Here is a 20901-nt window from a genome sequence, read left to right on the forward strand (position 1 = left end):
GACGGGGCACCGACAGCCGCGGCCGGACGGCGGTCACCCCGGAATGTCCCGCACGCCCGCGGTCAGAGGGGCCAGGCGGTGACCTGGACGATGTACAGGCGCTGCTGCCGGACGACCGTCAGGTACTGGAACATCCCGGCGGGGATGACTTCCTCCCGCACACCGGGTGACGGCCCTTGATACGCCGTGCCGTCGAGATAGAGGGCGGCCGCGGCCCGGACGAGTTCGTCGGCGCGCTCCTCCACCCGCGCGACGAAGGCGAGGTTCGGGGTGTCGCCGATGACGTGCCGGGCGTCGGGGTCGTACTCCCAGCCCCAGTCACCCACCGGTGACCTGCGCGCGGGCGGCGTCCATGATCTCCCGGATCTCGTCCATGGCCGCCCGCCACGCCGGGTCCTCGCGGTCCAGCGTCTGGGCGGCGTGCTCGGCCGCGCGCAGCCGCCGGGCCACGCCGGGGTACCGCTCGATCTCGATCACCGTGGCCCACTTCAGCTGGAACATGGCGATCGGCCCGAAGCTGTTGGACTGGGTGGCCATCGTGAAGACCGTGTCCCGCTCCGAGGTCATCTCCGCCAGCCGCGACGGCGCGACCTGCGCGAGAGCCGCCCGCAGCGCGGGAAACGTCTTCTCGGGTCTGGGGATCAGCGCCCCACCGTCGTGAACCGGCTGCGTGGTCATGAGTCCTCCCAAGGGTCCCCGATCACCGTACGGCAACCGGGTGCGGGCCGGTGTGCGCTTCTCACGACGCCACCGTCACGTCCCCGCCCTGCGTGTGCGCCGTGATCCTGTGTGAGGAGCGGTCGTCCGTGGGGACCGTGACCTTGCGGGTGCCGCCCGATGTGGAGGCTTCCACCGCGTAGGAGTCGCGCGGCACGTGGATCTTGACGTCGCCGCCGCTCGTGCGGCCCTCCGCCCGGTCCGGGGTGACGGTGAAGGTCTCCGTGACGTTGCCGCCGCTCGTGCGCGCGACCGCTTTCTTCGCCGCGGAGTCCTCGATGGTGATGTCGCCGCCGCTGGTGTGCGCGGCGATCTCGCCGGAGGTGCCGCGCACGGTGATGTTGCCGCCGCTGGTGCGCAGGTCGACGGCCACCGTGCGGGGCACCAGCACCTCGACGTTCACCGTGCACCGGTGGCCCGATCCGCCGCAGTCGTCGCGCTCCAGCTTGAAGCGGCCGTCCTTGAGGCTGTGCTCGGGGCTGGGCTTCCGGCTGCTGTACTCGTACTTCTCCGTCACCCGGACCGGTCCGCCGCCGCTCTCCATGGGGACGATCGTGATGTTCCCGCCGCTGGTCGCGGCGTCGACGACCTTGACCTCGCCGTCGAGCGTGTACGTCCGCTCGGCCTTCTTCGTCGGCCCGTCGACCATCGAACAGCCGGCCGTCAGCAGGGCCGCCGCCGTGCAGGAGAGAACGACAAGAGGGGTGAGACGTCGGGCCATGACGGTTCGGGCTCTCTCTTCTGAGACGGGGTCAGTTGACCTGTCCATTCTCGGCGCGCGGCCGTCCCGGCATCTCGACCCGGCGGATGAGCTCTTCCCTAGGGGACACGCGGCGGGCGGCCATAAGCGGGTACGGGCTGACGCGAGGGGGCGTGGGGCGCTACTGTGGGCAGAGGAGCGACCCTCACCCGTGACGGCTAACACGGGCGAGCGCCGAGCCGGGACTCTTGGTCCGCCCCTAGTGGCTTTGGGGACGGGCTGATTACCGGCTGGCGTGGGAGAACGCAGGGTACTTCCGTAAAGAAAGACTGGCCCCCGCCCGGGACGGCATTTCCCGAGCGAGGACCGAACCGGGACTGTCAGTCCGCCCCTAATCCTTCTGGGGGCGGGCTAGTCCAGATTAGTCACCGGCCCCGCATCCACCTCCACAGTTCCCGGATCACCGAGGCGATCCGCTCGTGCAGAGGCTTCTTGCGGTGGCGCGCCATGGACGCTCCCCTCCAGCGGGTGCGGCCGTTGCCGGTGGCCGCTCCGGAGGAGACCCGGATCGGGCCCCCTGGGCGAGAAGCCCGAGCTCAGGGGGACTCCTCTGGGAGGGGAGCGCACCGCAGTGCGCTTGTCGGAGACCCTAGCGGCTCATGGGCCGCTAAGTGGCTCTTTCCGGCGCGAACCACCTTTCCGGGACGGGCACTTGTCGCCCGAGCTCACGCCCCGGTCAACTCCACCAGCTTGCTGACCGTGTTCCAGTTGCGCGTCGTCGCCACGCCCCGTGCCGCCCTCCCCAGCGCATCCGCCAGCTTCGAACGGCCAAGGCCCTCCGGGGCGTAGAGGTAGAGCGCCCGGTCGCCGAGGCGGAAGTCCTCCGGGAGGAAGCGCTCGCCGTCGACCTTCGCGAAGTCGGCCGCCGTGACGGGGTCCGCGAAGTACGTGACGTGGAGCTGCTTGGGTTGCAGGGACGCCGCCGGGAAGGGGCACGCGTCGGCCACCGCCTTCAAGTAGGCGTGGTCGCGCACCAGGACGTCCACGGCGAAGCCGAAGTGGTCCTCGATCGCCCGGCCGATCCGCGCGGCGAGCTCCCGCTCGTCGCCCTCGACGCCGGTGAAAGCGGCGTTCCCGCTCTGCAGATGCGTGCGGACGTCACCGAGCCCGAGCCCGGTGAGCAGGGCGCGCAGGTCCGCCATCGGGACCTTCCTGTGGCCGCCCACGTTGATGCCGCGGAGAAGCGCCGCGTACGCCTTGATCGCCATCCGCCCACTGTAGGAAAGGGCGTGGGAAAAGGCCCGGCCCGTACGCGCACCCCCGTGGCGCGTACGGGCCGGGCCCGTTGGTGGGGGTACGGCCGGTTCCGGGCCCCCCGACCCGTACCGGCCGTACCCCGTCGTAGGGGCGGCGGCCCGCTAGTCCGTCGCGATCGCGTTCAGGACGTTCATCCGGCCCGCCCGGAACGCCGGGACGAGCGCGGCCAGCAGGCCCACCACCGCGGAGCCGATGAAGACGGTGCCGATGGTCGGCCAGGGGATGTCCAGCACCCCGAGGCCCTCCAGCGCCAGCAGCTTCTGGGCGACCATGCCCCAGGCCATGCCCAGGCCGAGGCCGAGCAGCGCGCCGAAGAGGGCGATGACCACCGATTCGAGGCGGATCATGCGGCGCATCTGACGGCGCGACAGGCCGATCGCGCGCATCAGGCCGATCTCCCGGGTGCGCTCGACGACCGACAGGGCGAGGGTGTTCACGACGCCCAGGACGGCCACGATGATCGCGAGGGCGAGGAGCCCGTAGATCATGTTGAGCAGCTGGCCGACCTGGTCCTTGATGAGCTTCTTGTAGTCGGACTGGTCGCGGACCTTGATCTGCGGGTAGTCCTTGACCGCGGCCTTCAGCGACGCCGCGGCCTCCTTCGTCTGACCGTCGGCGGCCTTGGCTAGGATCATGCCGGTCAGCGGCATTTTGTCGGCGGGCAGGTAGCTCTTCGCGGTGGCGATGTCGAGGTACATCGCCCCCTTGTCGATGCTGGTGTCGTCCGAGGTGATGGCGTTGACCTTGAGCTTCGCGGGGCGGCCGTCGGTCATGACGACGGTGAGCCGGTCGCCGACCTTGATGCCGTGGTCCTTGGCGTAGCCCTCGGGCACGGACATCGCGTCCTTGGCGTACGCGTCCTTCAGCTTGCCCTGGACCGTCTCCGAGCGCAGGTCCTCGGGGTAGGTGGGGTCGGTCGCGTTGAGCCGCTGGGTCGCGGTCTTCCCGTCGGGCGTGGTGACCTTGGCGATGACACCGACGTAGCGGGTGAAGTGGTCGATGTGACCGGCCGACGTGACGGCCTTCTCCGTCGCCGGGGTGATCGGGTTGTTGCCCTGGTCCTGGATGATGAAGTCCGCGCCGACCGACTTGTCGAGCTGGTCGGTGGCCGAGGCGACCATCGAGGAGCCGACGACCGACAGGGCCGCGACCAGCGCGAGGCCGATCATCAGGGCGGAGGCGGTGGCGCCGGTGCGCCGCGGGTTGCGCAGCGCGTTGCGCTCGGCGAGCCGGCCGACGGGCCCGAAGACCCGCAGCACGACCACGCTGATGACGCGGACGACCAGCCCGGCCAGCAGCGGTCCGACGACCACGAAGCCGATCAGGGTGAGCGGGATGCCCAGCGCGATGAGGCCGCCGCCCGCGGTCGCCTTGTCCGCGTTGGCGGCGCCGGCCAGGGCGAGCGCCCCGAGGCCGGTCAGGAGCAGGCCGATCGCGGCCCGCACCTTGCCCGCCTTGCCGTCGGCCGGGGTGCCCGCGTCGCGCAGGGCGGACATCGGGGAGATCTTCCCGGCCCGGCGGGCGGGCAGGAAGGCGGCCAGCACGGTCACGATCACACCGAGCGCGAGGCCCACGATCGGCGTGGTGGCGTTGACGGTCAGCTCGCCCATGTCGAGCTTCATGCCCATGGACCCCATGAGCTTCATCAGGCCGACGGCCAGCGCGATGCCGCCGCCGATGCCCAGGACCGAGCCGACGACGCCGAGCAGCAGCGCCTCCACCAGCACGGACCGCAGGATCTGCCGGCGGCTGGAGCCGATGGCCCGCATCAGGCCGATCTCGCGGGTGCGCTGGGCGACCAGCATGGAGAAGGTGTTGACGATCAGGAAGATGCCGACGAGGACGGCGATGCCGGCGAAGCCCAGCAGCGCGTACTTCATCACGTCGAGGACGGAGCCGATGTCCTTCTTGTTCTCCTCCTTGGTCTCCGCTGCGGTGTGCACCGTGTAGCCCGTGCCGACGGCGGCGGTGACGCGCTCCTTGAGCTGCTCGTCGCTGACGCCGGAGGCGGCGGTCAGGCCGTAGCCGCTGTACTCGGTGGTGCTGCCCAGCAGCCTGGCCTGGGCCGTCGCGGTGTCGAAGTAGAGGACCGCGGCACCGGGGTTGGTCGACTTGTACGTGGCGATGCCGACGACCTTCACGGTGAAGTCGCCCGGGGCGGCGATCACGCGGAGCGTGTCACCGGTCTTCACCCCGTGCTTGTCGGCGGTGTCGGAGTCCAGGACGGTCTCGGCGGCGCCGCGCGGCTCGTGGCCGCTGGTGATCTCGACGGACTTCTTCTGGCTCTCGTCCCAGTTGGTGCCCACGGTGGGGGCGCCGGAGCTGGGGCCGATGCTCTCGTTGTCGCGGTCGGCGACGGTGATCTGCTGGCTGGTGGCGTGCGGCTCGACCTTGGCGACGCCGTCGACCTTGCCGAGCTTCGCCAGCAGCGAGGCCGGCAGGGTCTGCGGCTTGCCGGTCTGCTGGGCGTCGTCGTTCTTGACCGGGCCGACCGAGACGTCGGAGGCGGTCGAGGCGAAGAGCTTGTCGAACGTGGCGTTCATGGTGTCGGTGAAGACGAGCGTGCCGCACACGAACGCCACCGACAGCAGGACCGCGACGGCGGACAGCGCCATGCGTCCCTTGTGCGCGAGGAAGTTGCGCACGGAGGTCTTGAAGATGGTCACGACACCCGTCCACGGGCGTCGAAGTGCTTCATCCGCTCCAGGACCGCGTCGGCGGTCGGGCTGTACATCTCGTCGACGATCCGGCCGTCGGCCAGATACAGCACCCGGTCCGCGTAGGAGGCGGCGACCGGGTCGTGGGTGACCATGACGATGGTCTGGCCGAGCTCGTCCACCGACTGGCGGAGGAAGCCGAGCACCTCGGCACCGGCCCGCGAGTCGAGGTTTCCGGTCGGCTCGTCACCGAAGATGATCTCCGGGCGGGCGGCGAGGGCGCGGGCCACGGCCACGCGCTGCTGCTGGCCGCCGGAGAGCTGGTTGGGACGGTGCTTGAGGCGGCCCGCCAGGCCCACGGTCTGGACGACCCGGTCCAGCCACTCACGGTCCGGCTTGCGGCCCGCGATGTCCATGGGGAGCGTGATGTTCTCCAGGGCGGTCAGCGTCGGCAGCAGGTTGAACGCCTGGAAGATGAAGCCGATCCGGTCCCGGCGCAGCTGCGTGAGCTTCTTGTCCTTGAGCCCCACTATCTGGGTCTCGTCGAGGAAGATCTCGCCGGAGGTGACGGTGTCGAGACCGGCCAGGCAGTGCATCAGGGTCGACTTGCCGGAGCCCGAGGGGCCCATGATGGCGGTGAACTGGCCCTTGGCGATGTCCACGTCGACGTGGTCGAGCGCGACGACGCGGGTCTCCCCCGCGCCGTACGCCTTGACGACCTGACGGGCCCTCGCCGCGACGGCCGCATGCCCTCCACTGCCCCCGGTCCTGGGAATCGATACGGCGGTTGTCACGGTGGGTCTCCTATGTCTGCTGTGTCAGCCGCGCCCGGTGCGCGCGTCACTGAGGTACGTACTCAGCCTGCTGGAATCCGGCCACGGCCACATTGGTGGCTGTCCGTGTCTTCGGGGTGGGGCTAACCCCACCCCGGCACGCTTCGGCCGTCACTGGAAAGGCTAGGGAGCGATCGGGCGGCGTTCCTCCTGCTGCGGTACGACCGAGGGGCGGGGGCGAGGAGGAGGCGCGAAGGAACATCCCCTAAGGGTCGGGCCGTTGCGCGCGCCCGGTCCCTCAGGGTCGACAAGTCCATATAAACGGACGAAGCATGAGAAAAGCGAACACAATCGTTCATCGGTCGACCACCGACGGGAAACGGAGCGCGGAGAATACGTGAAGCCTGACCCGCGGCAAGACAATTGCGGTCAGAGGGAATTAGTGTTCGGCTTTGATGGCCGAGGGGGGCGACGTGCCACCCCCTTCGAACCCGCCGCCGGTCTCCGAAGGAAGCAGCCCGTGAAGATTCTTCCCACGCGCGCCGCCAGCGTCTCCCGACAGGGCCTGTGCACGGCCCTGCTCGTCGCCAGCCTGACCGCGGCGGTCGGCGTCAGCCCTCCGCACAACACCGCCGACGCCGACGAGCCCACCCCCGGCCCCGACAACCCCCAGTCGCTGCCGCACGGCACCCCCAACCTCGCCCTGCCCGACCTCAGACCCCACTCCCCCGGCGGCCTCCCCGGCACGCCCGGCCCGGGCGGCAACACCCCCGACGGCACCACCGGCATCCCCGCCACCGCCCTCGACGCCTACAAGAAGGCCGAGGCCCAGGCGCGCACCGAGCTGCCCAACTGCCACATCCCCTGGCAGCTCATCGCCGGCATCGGCAAGGTCGAGTCCGAACACGGCACCATCTACGGCACCCATCTCAACCCCGACGGCACCACCGACAAGCCGATCCTGGGCCCGGCGCTGACCGGCCGCGAATTCGCCCTCGTCAAGGACACCGACGGCGGCTTCTGGGACGGCGACACACAGTACGACCACGCCGTCGGCCCCATGCAGTTCATACCTTCCACCTGGAAGAACATCGGCTCGGACGGCAACGGCGGCTACAAGAACCCCAACAACATCTACGACGCCTCCCTCGGCACCGCCCGCTATCTGTGCGCCGGCGGCCGGGACCTGAACAAGCCGGGTGATCTCGACAAGGCGATCCTCAGCTACAACAACTCCCGCGAATACGTCAAAAGCGTCACCGCGTGGATGCGCGCGTACCAGAACGGCGACGTCTCCGCACTGCCCGACGCCCCCGGCAACCCGTCCACGCCGCGCGTCCCGTCGGGCAACGCCCCCAGCGCGCCCAGCACTCCTGGCACGTCGCGGCCCTCGCAGCAGCCGGGCCAGAAGCCGAGCACCCCGAGCAAGCCCAAGCCGTCGGAGCCGAGCAAGCCCACGGAGCCGAGCAAGCCCGGTAAGCCCGACAAGCCGACGCCTCCGGCGCCTGCCACCGCCCGCCTGGAGCGGGTCGGGGACGCGCAGTGGTCGGCGACGGTGGGCGAGACGTTCGGCGAGCAGGCTCGCGTACGGACCCTCACCGACGGCGGGAAGCCGACCGCGGGCGTACGCGTGCGCTTCGAGATCAAGCCCATCGACGACACCAAGGCCCGCTTCCCCGGTACCGGCATCGTCTTCACCACCACCACCGGCAAGGACGGCATCGCCGCCGCACCGAGCGTCATCGCGGGCGACCAGGCGGGGCGGTTCTTCGTGCGCGCCACCGTCGAGGGCCGGGACATCACGCCCATGGACTTCGCCGCGACGGTCAAGCCGGCCAAGGTGGACAGCGTGCAGCGCGTCGGCGAGAAGCCCCTCCAGGCCCTGCCCAACGCCGCCTTCGACACGATCCAGCTCCAGGCACTCGCCAAGGGCAAGCCGCTCGCGGGCGTCGCCCTGACCGCCACCGTGATGGCGACCAACGGCAAGACGGACGCGACCGACGGCCCCTACTTCAAGGAGAACGGCAAGAAGGTCCGCACGATCTCTCTCGCGCCGACGGACGAGAAGGGTCTGGTCTCCCTGCCGGATCTGTTCGCGGACGCGAAGCAGGGATCGTTCACGCTGCGCATCGCCACGGCGGACGGTCGGATTCAGATGCTGACGCTCGGCCTAGATGTGGTGACCGAGAACCCGGCCTCGGCGAAGCCGAGCGTCCCGACTGCGGGCTGATTTTTCCCCAGCCCCGCCCCTTCCCGGCTGCATCCGATATGCGGCTCCGCCGCGTGAGGGGCTCCGCCCCAGACCCCGAAGCACGCTCCGCGCGCTGTCCTCAATCGCCGGACGGGCTGATTTCAGCCCGGCCGGCGATTGAGGCCGCGCCCGCAGGGCGCTCCGCCGCAGGCGGCAACAAACCCGCACCCGGAAGACAACCGCACCCACTCAATCCGCCGCGTCAGCCACCGGCTTACCCGTGAGCGCCGCCAAAGAATGCCGCACATGCGCCATGTGCGACCGCAGCTCCTCGCGTCGCTCCTCGTGCTCGCGCAGCACCCGCTCCGTGTCCCGTACGATCCGCTCCTCGCGCACCCGTGCCTGCGCGATCAGCGCCGCGGCCTGTGCCTCCGCGTCCTCCTGGCCGTGGCGCGCGGCCTCCTCCGCCTCCGCGTAGCGCCGCTGCGCCTCGGCCAGGGCGTTGCGCCCGTACTCCTCCATCGCCGCGACGCGGACGTCGAGACCGGCCTCGCGCTCGGCGATCTCATGGCCCGCCGCGTCCCAGCGCTCCGCGTGGTCCTTCTCCTGCTCGGCGAGCGCGTCGGCCGTGCGCTCCCGCATCTCCTTGAGCGCCGCCACCGCCTCGGTGCGCCGCGCCTTCGCCTCCCGCTGCGCCACCGCACGGACGTCGTCGGCCACCGACAGCGCGGCCAGACCCGCCTGCCGGGCCCAGTCCTCCGCCTCGGCGCGCACCTCCGTGCCGTACTCGTGCGACGCGTCCCGCACCGCCCGCGCGTGCGCGTCCGCGGCGTCCATCAGCGACGTCGCCGCGGCCTCCGCCCGCTCCCGCAGCCCCGCCGCCTCGGCCTGCGCCGTGTACAGCAGGCCCTGCGCCCGGTGGCCCAGCGACTCGTACGTCTGCGGCGGCAGCTGCTCCACCAGCTGCCTCAGGCGCGCGACCTCGTCCTCCATCTCGCGCGCGAGCACCGTCAGCCGCGCCGCGCGCTCCCACGACTCGTCCCGCCGCCGCGCGCACTCGGCGAGGGCGCGCTCCACCTGTTCAGGGCGGTAACCACGGCCCCGTACCACGGTGAAACCGTCAGGAGATACCGATGAACTCATCCTCGAAGCCCCTTATATCCCGGACAACCGGTATGCGACGCGGTCCGGCGCACATCATTCCTGGACGACGCGAGTGCCCAGAACCCGACACTCCGCCCGCTTCCTCCCACAAGGTCGCACCGGCCTACGGCGCGGGGCGCCCGCCCCTTTCTCCAAGGGTCGAACGCCCCGCGCCGTCGACACATCGGCCGGCCCCTAGAAGAGACCGTCCCACATCTGCTCCACCAGCACCGCCCACCAATTCTCCGGTGACGCCATGGCGGCCGGATCCAGCGCCGCCAGCTGCTCCTGGAAGTCCGCGGTCCAGCGGCCCGCCTGTTCCGGCGTCAGACCGTAGCGCCAGCGCCACATCTTGCCGAGCAGCGCCAAAGAGCGAACGAACTGCGGCAGGCTCGTGTTGACGAACTGAGGAGGCACGGAACCACCGTCCGGCCCCGCCTCCATCGGTACGGCCACGATGTGCGCCGTGCCGTACTGCACACACAGCTGACGACCGTAGTCGCTGCCCATCACCAGATACGACCCGGCATCCGGCGCCGGACGCACCCCGCGCTCCGCCGCCAGCTCCGCCAGCGTCGGCACCGGACGGCCCGGCTGCGCCTGACCCCAGAAGAACGGGCCGAAGTCCACCGGCAGACCCGCCCAGACGAGCGTCTGCGCCACGACGTCCGGCACGCCCTGCCGCGACACCGCGCGCTGCTCGAACCGGAACACGCCCTGCGGGCCGAACGACTCCGCCAGCTCCCGGGCCATGACGTCCGGCCCCACCGGCGGAAGTTGACCGGGGGCCGACAGCGGCACCCGGTTCGGCGCGGGCCGCGCCGGGCCGTCGGCGACCTGGTGCAGCTCGCCCTGATGCTCAATCAGATGCCGCATGCCCTGCTGCCGGGTCGCGAGATCCCGGCCGTACGCGGCGGTGTGGCTGATCCGCACCTGCGGCCAGGTCTCCCGCACCATGCGGGCGCAGTAACCACCCGGCAGATCACACGACTCCAGCTCCGTGTGCAGCTCCAGCACCTGCTGCGGCGGCACGTTCATCGCCCGCAGCTCGTGCAGGATCTGCCACTCGGGGTGCGGCGTCCCCGGCGCGCTGCGCCGGATGAGCTGCTGCTCGGAACCGTCGGCCGCGCGATAGCGCAACACCGCCATGTACCCGGGCCCGACCGTGGGCACCCCGGCCGGCGGCTGCTGCGGATAGCCGTAACCCTGTCCCGGCCCCTGCGGCGCGGCGGGCGTGCCGGGGCCCGCGAGCATGGTGGCCGCGTGGTGCGCGCCGCCGGGCCCGCCGGCCGCGGGCGGCTGCCCGGGAACACCCGGAGCGCCGGGAGCGTGCGGTACGGAACCACCGCCGCCGCCCGGCGTACCGGGCCCGGCGAGCATGGTGGCGGCGTGATGCACCCCACCGGGACCCTGCGGGGGCTGCCCGGGAGGCTGCGGGGCGGCGGGAGGCCGTCCCGGAGCGCCGGGAGCGCCCGGAGCGGCGGGCACGCCGGGGGTACCCGGGGTGGCCAGCATCGTCGCGGCGTACGCGGCACCGGGGCCCTGTGGGGCGCCCGGAGGCCGGGGAGCTCCCGGGGCACCGGGAGCCTGCGGGGCACCCGGGATGCCGGGGGCCTGCGGAGCGGCCGGGACCTGAGCGCCGGGAACACGAGGCGCACCGGGAGGCTGCCCCGGAACACCGGGCGCACCAGGAGCATGCGGAACCTGCGCCCCACCCGCGCCCGGCCGCGCGGGAGCACCGGGCACACCGGGACCACCGGGGCCACCGGGGCCACCGGGCTCTGCAAGCATCGTGGCCGCCGCGTGCGCCCCACCGGTCCCGGGCGCACCCGGAGCCGCGGGCGGTACGGGCCCACCGACCCCCGGCGCCCCGGGGACACCCGGAGCGTGGGGGGGCTGACCGGGCACACCCGGAGGCCGCGGCACGCCGGCGCTCGGGGCACTCGGGACCCCGGGAGCACCGGGAGCACCGGGAGCACCGGGAGCACCGGGAGTGTACGGAGGTTGCCCGGGCGTGCCCGGGCCGCCAGGCGCGCCTGGCATTCCCGGAGCACCCGGGGCCCGCGCGCCCGGCGTGGCCGGGCCCGCCGGGTCCTCGATCGCCGGGGCGATCGCCGTGCGCGGCAGCGCGCTGCCCGCGGGCATCAGCGCCGTCTTGGCCTCGGGCTGGACGCCCGGAGCCGGGAAGTCGTCCTCGTCCGTACCCGACAGAGCGGGAGCGAGCACCGTGGCGGGCAGCCCGACGGAACGGTCCCCGTCGTCCTCACCCGCGTTCGTGTCGGCCCCGGCCCAAGGAGTCGCCGAGGGGTCGGCGTCCGGCCACACCGAAGCGCCGGAAGGGCCGTCGGAACCGGCACCCGGCGCGGGAGACGCGTCCGGAAGCCCGGGAGTCGCCGAGGCCATGCCCCTGCCGTCGGACGCGTCCGTCCCGGGCCCGGACGTCGCGTCCGACCAGGCCGACGCTCCGGCGCCCCCCGCGGACAAAGACCCACCGGAACCCGTACCCGCCGAATCAGGAACTCCCGGCGCGGAAGACAAACCCGAAGTGCCCGAAGGCGACGAAGCCGCCCCCGCGTCCGGCCGCGCCGAAGCATCGGCGGACATACCGGAGCCCGTACCCGCCGAAGCGGGAGCCCCTGGCCTGGAAGCCGCACCCGCCGGAACACCCGCGGACGAATCCGAGCCCGGCGCAGCCGGGACCCCCGGCAGGGGAGACACACCCGACGTGGCCGAAGGCGGCGAAGCCGCACCCGCACCCGACGTCGACCGCCGGTCCGGGATGCCCATCGCGTCCGCCGCGTCCTGCAACCACTGCGGCGGGCTCAGCAGGAAGGACGTCGCCTCCAGATCGAGCCGCTTCGGCGGCGCGTCCGACGCCGCCGGCACCTGTTCGTCCACGGCCCCGTACTCCTCCTCGTACCGGCGGATCACCTCGCCGACCGGCAGCCCCGGCCACAGCGTCGTCTCGCCGCTGTCCCGGGCGATCACCAGGCGGGCCAGGCCGCCGTCCGACCTCGGACCGTCCTCGCGGTCCTCCGCCCAGACCACGAAACCCAGATCGAACTCCCGCACCCGCACCTCGCGGTGCTGATACGCCGGCACATCGCCGTTGACCCAGCGCTCCGCGCGCTCCTGCGCCTGCGCGAACGTCACCATCCCGCGCTCACCCCTCCACCGGGACGGCGTACGCGAAGCCACCGTCGACCATCAGGTTCGCGACGGTCTCCAGCTCCGGCGGGCCGCCGGCCAGCCGCGAGAGAAACGCGTCGAAGTCCTCGCCGCAGGGCAGCAGCAGCCGCTCCACCCGCTCCTGCACCGTCCAGCCGTCCTGGTCGCGGGCGTCGTCGAACGGGCAGAACCACACCGTGCCGAGCGCCTCGCCCTTCACCTTCACCGCGAGCACACCGCCCTGCACGAAACCGACACCCAGATAGTCCTTGGTGAAGTGATCGCGCAGGCACTTGTTCACATAGACCAGGTCATTGACCGCGGCCTCGTCCCGCACCGTGAGGAACGGCTGGTCGATCAGCAGCCCCAGCTCCGCGTCCAGCGCGGCACCCACCGGCGCGCAGCCGCCCGCCGCCTTCAGGAAGGCGCGGTACGCACCGGGCAGCCGGTAGCCGAGATCCTCCTCGACGCCCTGGACCTGTTCCTCCGTCACCGCCAGATCCCGCTGCGGCAGCGCGAAGTGCACCGGGCGCGTCTCCTGCAACGGCCGCGTACCCCGCTTGTCCTGGTCCACGGCCGCCGTCGCCAGCCCCGCGTGGTGCCGCAGCAGCACCTTCACCTCGACCGGGACCAGCTCCAGCCGGCGCGTGCCCGCCACGTGGTGCCACGTCCAGCCGTGCGGCGTCGCCACACACGGCAGGCTCGCCCACAGCTCGTGCCCGGCCGCGTGCTGCGCCGCGTTCGCCGACACGTAGTCCGTCAGCCGCAGCTCGTCGACGCCGAAACCCTCCGGCGGTTCCGCGATCTCCGCGGCCGCCCGGGCGTACGGCGAGAAATCCGGAAAACCGTCCTCGTCCACCCGCACGCCCTTCGGGTAGCGCGCGGCACGGACCGGATCCGGGAAGTGCACGACCTGCCCGGCATAGGCCGTGTTCGGTGGCGCGGCGTGCTGCCCGAGCCGACCTGTCGTCATGGCGGTTGCCCCCTGCTGACTCTGTCACCTGACGCCCGGACAAGTGCGGCGGACACCGCGGGCCACCGGGCCACCGGCCGCGCCACGGGGCGGCCCGGCCGGTCGGTGTCCCCATGGCCGAGAACACCCCGTGCGCACAGCCTAAGCGGTGCCGCAAGGCGGGGTCCGCGCACCGGACCACACCCACCGCACCGCACGACCCCGACCCCGGCGATCACCGCCAGGCACCACATCCCATAGTGATCACGCGACACATGAACACCACACGGCACGCATCCAACCCCGACCTGACTTCCACACCCGCCACCCCATTTGGCAGGCTGATCCCCGCAACAGGGGGATTGCACGGGAGGGAAGAACCACCATGCACACGACTCAGGACCGCCAGCCCGTGAACGAACGCGCCTCCGCACCCGGAGACCCCCGGCTCACCTGGAGCGCCACCGACGACGCGGACAGACCGCCCGCGCTGCTGCACCGCCGCGACGGCATCCTGCCCGCCGTCGCGGCCGCGCTCTCCGTCCGCGGCGAGACCCTGACCTGCACCGCGGGCAAGGCCGACCAGCCGCCGACGCTCCACCCGCTCGTCCAGGACTTCCTCGACACGCTCACCAGCGACCGGCGCGAACGCTTCACCGGCCGCTGCCCCGAAGCCGTGCTCCTCACCCGCTACCTCAGCGCCTTCGAAGCGGGCCGGAGCAAACGCGCCGCCCGCAAACCGCTCACCCACGGGGAAGCGAAACGCGCCCTGAAACACTCCAAACTCACCGCCCGGCACATCCGCGAGGACGGCGACCCCCGGCACGGCGGCTACGCGCCCCCCTGCCGCTCCTGTACGGCTCTCCTCGCCCACTTCGGCGTACGGAGCGTCGACCCCGCCGCCCCGACCAACGGCAAGGGCTGACCCCATGCGCGCCTTCGAACGCACCGCCGCCACCCGCTTCCCCGTCGCCGTCGACGCCGCCCTCCGCGAGGCCGGCTGGCAGCCCGGCCGCTGGGACATCAAGGCCGCCGAGAACTGGGCCGACGCCCTGCGCGCCCACACCTCCCCCGCCGGCCACCGGCACACCGTCTTCCCCGCCGCGGTCGAGGCCTGGGCCGAATTCGGCGGGCTCCACATCACCGCCCCGGGGCCCGGCCGCCACATCGCGCCGACGCCCTTCCACATCGACCCGCTGCACGGCCTCCACCTCGCCCGCACCGTCGCCGACCTCGGCCGCGCGCTGGGCGCCGAGGTGTGCCCCCTCGGCCAGGAGGCCGACGGCCAGGCGCTGCTCGCCATCGACACGCACGGGCGGGTCTACAGCCTCGACCACACCGGCGACTGGTACCTCGGCTCCGACATCGACCACGCCATCGGCGCCCTCGTCACCGGCGCCCGCCCCTCCCGCCTCTCGGCGGGACCGCGCGCGTAGCGCGGCCCGGAGCACCGCGGGGCGCCCGGCCCCGGCGGCGCCGGGCCACACCCGGCGGGGTCGGGAATCAGCCAAAAACAGGGCAGGAACCGGCCTATTTCAGGCCGCCATCCGCCCCTCCCCGGACGGGATCACCGCGGAGACCCGGAAGCCACCCACATCCGTCACACCCGCCACAAACACCCCGCCCAGCGCCGAGACCCGCTCCCGCATCCCGACCAGGCCGTTGCCGCCGCTCGGCAGACCGACGTCCGCGCCGCCGTCCGAAGGACCGTTCTCCACCTGGAGCGCCACCTCGTCCTCCCGGTGCGCCACCCGCACGATCGCCTTCGCACCCGGCGCGTGCTTGTGCACATTCGTCAGCGCCTCCTGCACCACGCGGTAGGCCGTGCTCTCCACCCGCGCGCCGTGCGAACGCTCCTCGCCCTCCACGCACAGCTCGACCGCCATGCCCGCGGCCCTCGACTGACCCACCAGGTCCTCCAGCCCGTCGAGACACGGACCGTCACCGCCCGCGGCCTCGTCCGCCCCGGCGGCCGCCGCACTCACCGACACCCGCGCCGAAGCCGCCGCCGCGACCTCCGCCAGCCGCTGCGACTCCGCCGCCGACGACTGCGCGGCCACCGCGCCGTCCGACGACGTCCGCAGCACCCCCAGCATCTCCCGCAGCTCCATCAGCGCCTGGCGGCCCATGTCACCCACCAGACCCGCGTTCTTCGACGCCTTCTCCGGGTCCTTCAGCGCCACCGCCTGCAACGCCGCCGCGTGCACCACCATCAACGACACCCGGTGGGCCACCACGTCGTGCATCTCCCGCGCGATCCGCGTGCGCTCCTCGTTGCGGGCCCACACCGCGCGCTCCTCCGCCCGGTCCGCCAGCAGCGCCAGCTCGCGCTCCAGCCCGTCCGCCCGCTCGCGCAGGCTCTCGACGAGGCGGCGGCGCGCCCCCACGTACAGGCCGAGCAGCACGGGCGGCGCGGACAGACCCAGCGCCATCAGCGCCGAGAACACCACGATCAGCCACATGCCCGGCCGGTAGCCGTCCTCCGTCATGTCCTGGTGGAAGCGCACGAACGTCACCACGAACGTCCCCGCGACCGACGCCCCGGCCAGCACCACCGTCAGCCGCCGCGGCACATCGGCCGCGGCCAGTGTGTACAGCCCGACGATGCCCAGCAGGAAACCCATCTCGGCCGGTGTGATCGCGATCGACAGCAGCACCACGGCTATCGGCCACCGCCGCCGCAGCACCAGCGACGCCCCGGCCGGCAGCCCGATGGCGAAGCCGACCGCCGCGGGCAGCCCCGCGTCCTTGGCGAAGCCGATCCCTTCCGCCGTGCACTCCAGCGCCGACACCAGCGCGAGCGTCACGTCCAGCACGAAACCCCGACGCCGCTCCCACCACCACGGCCCCCCGGGCGCGCCCCGCGCGCCTGCCTCCGCGATTGCCCCCGTTGTGGTCATACCACCCAGACTACGGGCGCCCGCCACCGGTTTTCCCGTCCGTGCGGCAGCACGATGCGCGTGCGAAGAGGGTGGAAATGCACTGTTATCCCTCGAACTATTTAATCGGGCATGTTTTCGGGACATGTGGAGGTGTGCGCGACGAGGCTGGGCCCATGCAAGCGAAGACGGAACTACAGGCACGCGCCCGCGAGCTACGGCTGGCGGGCAGGACGTACGACGAGATCGTCGCGGAGCTGGGGGTGGCGAAGAGCTCGGTGTCGCTGTGGGTGAGGGATCTTCCCAAGCCGCAGAAGACGGCGGAGCAGATGCAGGCGATGTCGGAGGCGCGCTGGGAGCCGTATCGCAAGACCCGCGCTCTGGTGCGCCAGCAGACGAAAGAGGCCGCGGTTCGCGAGATAGGCCGGATGACCGACCGGGAGCTGTTCCTGGTCGGCGTCGGGCTGTACTGGTCGGAGGGCTCGAAGCGCAAAGCGCACCGGCCCCAGGAAGTGACCGTCTTCATCAACAGCGACCCCAGCATGATCACCGTCTATCTCGCATGGCTCGAGCTGCTGCACGTCGAGCCGGAGCGCCTGCGGTACCGCGTGATGATCCACGAGTCCGCCGACGTAGCGGGCGCCGAGAAATTCTGGGCGGACCTCGTCGGCATCGACGTCACGAGCCTCGACAAAACCACGCTCAAGAAACACAACCCGAAGACCGTCCGCAAGAACGTCGGAGAGGACTACCGGGGATGCCTCGTCGTGCGAGTCCTGAAGGGCGCCGATCTATACCGTCGCATCGAAGGCTGGTGGTACGGCATAGTGTTGTGTGCCAAGCGGTCGACTTGACGGAATGTCCAGTTTAACCCGCTTTACCATCCCCTGTGGTGTAATTGGCAACACTGCGGCTTTTGGTGCCGCCTTTCCGGGTTCGAGTCCTGGCAGGGGAGCTCAAAGTTCGAATACTCGGGTCCTGACCCCCAGGTCGGGGCCCGCCCGCGTTTCGGCCTTCAAACGCACCGGTATCCTTCGGATGTCCACCACCCGAAGCCGAAGGGCACACCCGTGAGCGCCAACCGCCCGGCAGCCGTCGTCGTCCTCGCAGCGGGTGAGGGCACCCGCATGAAGTCGGCGACCCCCAAGGTCCTCCATGCCATCTGCGGCCGCTCCCTCGTCGGGCACGTCGTCGCCGCCTCCCGCGAGCTGGACCCCGAGCACCTCGTGGTGATCGTCGGCCACGAGCGCGCGAAGGTTTCCGCGCACCTGGCCGAGATCGACCCCACCGTCCGCACCGCCGTGCAGCACGAGCAGAACGGCACCGGCCACGCCGTGCGCATGGGGCTGGAGGAGCTCGGCAACAGCGGCGTCGTGCTGGACGGCACCGTGGTCGTCGTCTGCGGTGACACCCCGCTGCTCACCGGCGGGACGCTGCGCAAGCTCAGCGACGTCCACGCCGCCGACGGCAACGCCGTCACCGTGCTGACCGCCGAGGTCCCGGACTCCACCGGCTACGGCCGCATCGTGCGGGACGCCGCCACCGGCGCCGTGACCGCGATCGTCGAGCACAAGGACGCCACCGACGCGCAGCGCGCGATCCGGGAGATCAACTCCGGCGTCTTCGCGTTCGACGCGCAGCTGCTCACCGACGCGCTGGGCAAGGTCCGTACGGACAACAGCCAGGGCGAGGAGTATCTGACGGACGTCCTGGGCATCCTGCGCGAGGCCGGGCACCGGGTGGGCGCGGCCGTGGCGGGTGACCACCGGGAGATCCTGGGCATCAACAACCGCGTCCAGCTCGCCGAGGCGCGCAAGCTGCTCAACGAGCGGCTGCTGCACGTGGCGATGATGGACGGCGTGACGGTCGTGGACCCGGCGTCGACGCTGGTCGACGTGACGGTGACGTTCGAGCGCGACTCGGTCGTCCACCCGGGCACCCAGCTGCTGGGCGCGACGCACATCGCCACCGGCGCCGAGGTCGGCCCGAACTCCCGGCTGAAGGACACCACGGTCGGCGCGGGCGCGGTGGTGGACAACACCGTCGCGGACGGCGCGCTGATCGGCGAGGGCGCGAACGTCGGCCCGTACGCCTATCTGCGCCCCGGCACACAGCTGGGGACGAAGTCCAAGGCCGGCGCGTATGTGGAGATGAAGAACGCCGTGATCGGCGAGGGCACCAAGGTGCCGCATCTCTCCTACGTCGGCGACGCCACGATCGGCGAGTTCACCAATATCGGCGCGGCGAGCGTCTTCGTGAACTACGACGGTGTGAAGAAGCACCACACGACGATCGGCTCGCACTGCCGGACCGGCTCGGACAATATGTTTGTGGCTCCGGTCACGATCGGGGACGGCGCGTACACCGCGGCCGGCTCGGTCATCACCAAGGATGTGCCCCCGGGTTCGCTGGCCGTCGCACGTGGACAGCAGCGGAATATCGAGGGCTGGGTGGCTCGTAAGCGCCCGGGAAGCGCAGCCGCACAGGCCGCTTCCGCCGCTCAGCAGGACGGTCGGGAGACCGACGCCGAACAGTGACCGTGACACGGGCCGCGTCGTGCGGGGCGTACCGTGATAAGCGCACACAAAGCGACATCCAAGGAGACTGTGCTGTGACCGGGATCAAGACGACCGGCGAGAAGAAGCTGATGCTCTTCTCCGGCCGCGCCCACCCCGAGCTTGCCGAGGAGGTCGCGCACCAGCTGGGCGTAGGCCTGGTCCCGACCAAGGCATTCGACTTCGCCAACGGCGAGATCTACGTCCGCTTCCAGGAGTCGGCCCGCGGTGCCGACTGCTTCCTGATGCAGAGCCACACGGCTCCCATCAACAAGTGGGTCATGGAGCAGCTCATCATGATCGACGCGCTGAAGCGCGCGTCGGCCCGCTCCATCACCGTGGTCGTGCCGTTCTACGGTTACGCGCGCCAGGACAAGAAGCACCGTGGTCGTGAGCCGATCTCGGCGCGCCTGGTCGCCGATCTGTTCAAGACGGCGGGTGCGGACCGGATTCTGACGGTCGACCTGCACACGGACCAGATCCAGGGCTTCTTCGACGGCCCGGTGGACCACCTGTTCGCGCTGCCGATCCTCGCCGACTACGTGGGTGCGAAGGTCGACCGCGACAAGCTGACGGTCGTCTCCCCGGACGCCGGCCGCGTGCGCGTCGCCGACCGCTGGTGCGACCGTCTGGGCGCGCCGCTGGCGATCGTCCACAAGCGCCGTGACAAGGATGTCGCCAACCAGGTGACGGTGCACGAGGTCGTCGGTGATGTGAAGGGCCGCGTGTGCGTCCTGGTCGACGACATGATCGACACCGGTGGCACGATCTGCGCCGCCGCGGACGCCCTGTTCGCCAACGGTGCCGAGGACGTCATCGTGACGGCCACGCACGGTGTGCTCTCGGGCCCGGCCGCGGACCGTCTGAAGAACTCCAAGGTGAGCGAGTTCGTGTTCACCAACACCCTGCCGACGCCGGGTGAGCTGGAGCTCGACAAGATCACGGTGCTGTCGATCGCCCCGACGATCGCGCGCGCGGTGCGCGAGGTCTTCGAGGACGGTTCGGTGACGAGCCTCTTCGAGGAGCAGGCGTAGTCACGCCCTCCTGACTGATCGATTTCTGGGCGGCCTCCCCGCCGGGTACACTGCACAAGTTGCTCGGCGAGGGAGGCCGCACTTTTTCGGTGCGGCGGTCCGTTATCGACGCGCTCTTCGTAGCAGGTCTGTCGTGGGCCGGGTAACGGCCGTCAGATCCTTTTTCTTCCTACGAGGAGTGCGTATGTCCGAGGTCAAGATCCCCGCACAGATCCGCCGCGAGTTCGGCAAGGGCTTCGCCCGCCGCGCCCGTGTCGCCGGTCAGGTCCCGGCCGTTGTCTACGGTCACGGTGGCGAGCCGGTTCACGTGACCCTGCCGGGCCACGACATGATGATGGCGCTCAAGACCCCGAACGTCCTGCTCTCCCTGGACATCGAGGGCCGCACCGAGCTGGTCATCCCCAAGGCCGTCCAGCGTGACGCGCTCAAGGGCTTCCTGGTCCACGTCGACCTGCTGGTCGTCGCCAAGGGCGAGAAGGTCACGGTCGAGGTTCCGGTGCAGACCCAGGGCGAGCTGGCCCCGGGCGGCAACCTGCTCGAGCACATCCTGAACACCCTGACCGTCGAGGCCGAGGCCACCCACCTCCCCGAGGCCGTCGTCGCGAACATCGCGGGCCTGTCGGCCGGTGCCTCCGTTCTGGCCAAGGACGTCGTCCTGCCGGCCGGCACCACCCTGGCCGTCGACGGCGACACCGTCGTCCTCCAGGTGATGGGCGCCCAGACCGAGGCCGCCGAGGCCGAGGGCACCGAGGCCTGATCCAGGCTTCCCTCGTTCTTCCCTGCCGCCGTCCCGCTCTTCCCGAGTGGGGCGGCGG

The 20901-nt window shown here is 71.5% G+C and carries 17 protein-coding genes and 1 tRNA gene; 8 read left to right on the forward strand and 10 right to left on the reverse strand.

The features are described from left to right. Positions 1–62: 62 nt before the first annotated feature. The 6 genes from DXZ73_RS18955 to DXZ73_RS18980 all read right to left on the reverse strand — a co-directional run bounded on the left by DXZ73_RS18955 (position 63) and on the right by DXZ73_RS18980 (position 6185). Entirely contained in the window at positions 63–326 is a 264-nt protein-coding gene (locus tag DXZ73_RS18955; protein WP_116212166.1) for a hypothetical protein, read from the reverse strand. Next, positions 319–678: a hypothetical protein gene (locus DXZ73_RS18960; protein ID WP_116212167.1), complete on the reverse strand. Its 360-nt coding sequence runs from the start codon at positions 676–678 to the stop codon at positions 319–321. Before DXZ73_RS18960 ends, DXZ73_RS18955 begins: the two co-directional genes overlap by 8 nt. 61 nt (positions 679–739) lie before the next feature. After that, positions 740–1438, reverse strand: coding sequence for a DUF4097 family beta strand repeat-containing protein (locus DXZ73_RS18965; RefSeq protein ID WP_116212168.1), 699 nt, complete (start codon positions 1436–1438; stop codon positions 740–742). Between the two features lie 704 nt (positions 1439–2142). Beyond that, the gene (locus DXZ73_RS18970) at positions 2143–2685 is read right to left on the reverse strand and encodes a DUF1697 domain-containing protein (protein WP_116212169.1); all 543 of its coding nucleotides are present in this window, start codon (positions 2683–2685) and stop codon (positions 2143–2145) included. Positions 2686–2835: 150 nt separating this feature from the next. Continuing rightward, on the reverse strand, positions 2836–5400 hold the full coding sequence (locus DXZ73_RS18975) for an ABC transporter permease (RefSeq protein ID WP_116212170.1): 2565 nt from the start codon (positions 5398–5400) through the stop codon (positions 2836–2838). After that, positions 5397–6185, reverse strand: a complete 789-nt coding sequence (locus DXZ73_RS18980) for an ABC transporter ATP-binding protein (RefSeq protein WP_116212171.1) — start codon at positions 6183–6185, stop codon at positions 5397–5399. The genes DXZ73_RS18975 and DXZ73_RS18980 overlap by 4 nt, the downstream gene beginning before the upstream one ends. A 499-nt stretch (positions 6186–6684) precedes the next feature. Between DXZ73_RS18980 and DXZ73_RS18985 the strand changes: the two genes are divergently transcribed. Then, on the forward strand, positions 6685–8394 hold the full coding sequence (locus DXZ73_RS18985; protein WP_116212172.1) for a lytic transglycosylase domain-containing protein: 1710 nt from the start codon (positions 6685–6687) through the stop codon (positions 8392–8394). Between the two features lie 210 nt (positions 8395–8604). On the opposite strand, the gene DXZ73_RS18990 is transcribed toward DXZ73_RS18985, so the two are convergent. The 3 genes from DXZ73_RS18990 to DXZ73_RS19000 form a co-directional block, all read right to left on the reverse strand. Next, entirely contained in the window at positions 8605–9498 is an 894-nt protein-coding gene (locus DXZ73_RS18990; RefSeq protein WP_116212173.1) for a cellulose-binding protein, read from the reverse strand. 195 nt (positions 9499–9693) lie between these two features. After that, complete coding sequence (locus DXZ73_RS18995) at positions 9694–12654, reverse strand: SUKH-4 family immunity protein (protein WP_116212174.1); 2961 nt, start codon at positions 12652–12654, stop codon at positions 9694–9696. Between the two features lie 7 nt (positions 12655–12661). Next, positions 12662–13639: an HNH endonuclease gene (locus DXZ73_RS19000; RefSeq protein WP_116212175.1), complete on the reverse strand. Its 978-nt coding sequence runs from the start codon at positions 13637–13639 to the stop codon at positions 12662–12664. Between the two features lie 364 nt (positions 13640–14003). Between DXZ73_RS19000 and DXZ73_RS19005 the strand changes: the two genes are divergently transcribed. Next, on the forward strand, positions 14004–14543 hold the full coding sequence (locus DXZ73_RS19005; protein WP_116212176.1) for a YwqJ-related putative deaminase: 540 nt from the start codon (positions 14004–14006) through the stop codon (positions 14541–14543). Between the two features lie 4 nt (positions 14544–14547). Continuing rightward, a complete protein-coding gene (locus DXZ73_RS19010) occupies positions 14548–15054 on the forward strand; it encodes an SUKH-3 domain-containing protein (RefSeq protein ID WP_116212177.1) in 507 nt (168 codons plus the stop codon). 99 nt (positions 15055–15153) lie between these two features. Here DXZ73_RS19010 and DXZ73_RS19015 read toward each other — a convergent pair whose 3' ends face one another. Beyond that, positions 15154–16518 carry a sensor histidine kinase gene (locus tag DXZ73_RS19015; RefSeq protein WP_116212178.1) on the reverse strand — a complete coding sequence of 455 codons (1365 nt, stop codon included), beginning with the start codon at positions 16516–16518 and terminating at the stop codon, positions 15154–15156. A gap of 155 nt (positions 16519–16673) precedes the next feature. On the opposite strand from DXZ73_RS19015, the gene DXZ73_RS19020 reads away from it, so the two are divergent. The 5 genes from DXZ73_RS19020 (at position 16674) to DXZ73_RS19040 (ending at position 20843) form a co-directional block, all read left to right on the forward strand. Beyond that, complete coding sequence (locus DXZ73_RS19020) at positions 16674–17351, forward strand: hypothetical protein (protein WP_116212179.1); 678 nt, start codon at positions 16674–16676, stop codon at positions 17349–17351. 29 nt (positions 17352–17380) lie between these two features. Next, positions 17381–17452, forward strand: a tRNA-Gln gene (locus DXZ73_RS19025). Positions 17453–17567: 115 nt separating this feature from the next. Beyond that, positions 17568–19034 (forward strand): bifunctional UDP-N-acetylglucosamine diphosphorylase/glucosamine-1-phosphate N-acetyltransferase GlmU, encoded by a 1467-nt coding sequence (gene glmU, locus DXZ73_RS19030; RefSeq protein ID WP_116212180.1) that lies wholly within the window; start codon positions 17568–17570, stop codon positions 19032–19034. Positions 19035–19108: 74 nt separating this feature from the next. Further along, positions 19109–20086, forward strand: coding sequence for a ribose-phosphate diphosphokinase (locus DXZ73_RS19035; RefSeq protein WP_116212181.1), 978 nt, complete (start codon positions 19109–19111; stop codon positions 20084–20086). Between the two features lie 184 nt (positions 20087–20270). Then, positions 20271–20843 carry a 50S ribosomal protein L25/general stress protein Ctc gene (locus DXZ73_RS19040; protein ID WP_116212182.1) on the forward strand — a complete coding sequence of 191 codons (573 nt, stop codon included), beginning with the start codon at positions 20271–20273 and terminating at the stop codon, positions 20841–20843. The last annotated feature ends 58 nt before the right edge of the window (positions 20844–20901 follow it).

This window comes from Streptoverticillium olivoreticuli subsp. olivoreticuli, assembly GCF_003391135.1.
In the GTDB taxonomy this organism is placed as follows: domain Bacteria; phylum Actinomycetota; class Actinomycetes; order Streptomycetales; family Streptomycetaceae; genus Streptomyces; species Streptomyces blastmyceticus.

Coding starts and splice junctions, on each gene's coding strand:
- DXZ73_RS18960 (WP_116212167.1), bottom strand. CDS start 678: ATGACCACGCAGCCGGTTCACGACGGTGGGGCGCTGATCCCCAGACCC.
- DXZ73_RS18965 (WP_116212168.1), bottom strand. CDS start 1,438: ATGGCCCGACGTCTCACCCCTCTTGTCGTTCTCTCCTGCACGGCGGCG.
- DXZ73_RS18970 (WP_116212169.1), bottom strand. CDS start 2,685: ATGGCGATCAAGGCGTACGCGGCGCTTCTCCGCGGCATCAACGTGGGC.
- DXZ73_RS18990 (WP_116212173.1), bottom strand. CDS start 9,498: ATGAGTTCATCGGTATCTCCTGACGGTTTCACCGTGGTACGGGGCCGT.
- DXZ73_RS18995 (WP_116212174.1), bottom strand. CDS start 12,654: ATGGTGACGTTCGCGCAGGCGCAGGAGCGCGCGGAGCGCTGGGTCAAC.
- DXZ73_RS19000 (WP_116212175.1), bottom strand. CDS start 13,639: ATGACGACAGGTCGGCTCGGGCAGCACGCCGCGCCACCGAACACGGCC.
- DXZ73_RS19005 (WP_116212176.1), top strand. CDS start 14,004: ATGCACACGACTCAGGACCGCCAGCCCGTGAACGAACGCGCCTCCGCA.
- DXZ73_RS19010 (WP_116212177.1), top strand. CDS start 14,548: ATGCGCGCCTTCGAACGCACCGCCGCCACCCGCTTCCCCGTCGCCGTC.
- DXZ73_RS19015 (WP_116212178.1), bottom strand. CDS start 16,518: ATGACCACAACGGGGGCAATCGCGGAGGCAGGCGCGCGGGGCGCGCCC.
- DXZ73_RS19020 (WP_116212179.1), top strand. CDS start 16,674: ATGCAAGCGAAGACGGAACTACAGGCACGCGCCCGCGAGCTACGGCTG.
- DXZ73_RS19040 (WP_116212182.1), top strand. CDS start 20,271: ATGTCCGAGGTCAAGATCCCCGCACAGATCCGCCGCGAGTTCGGCAAG.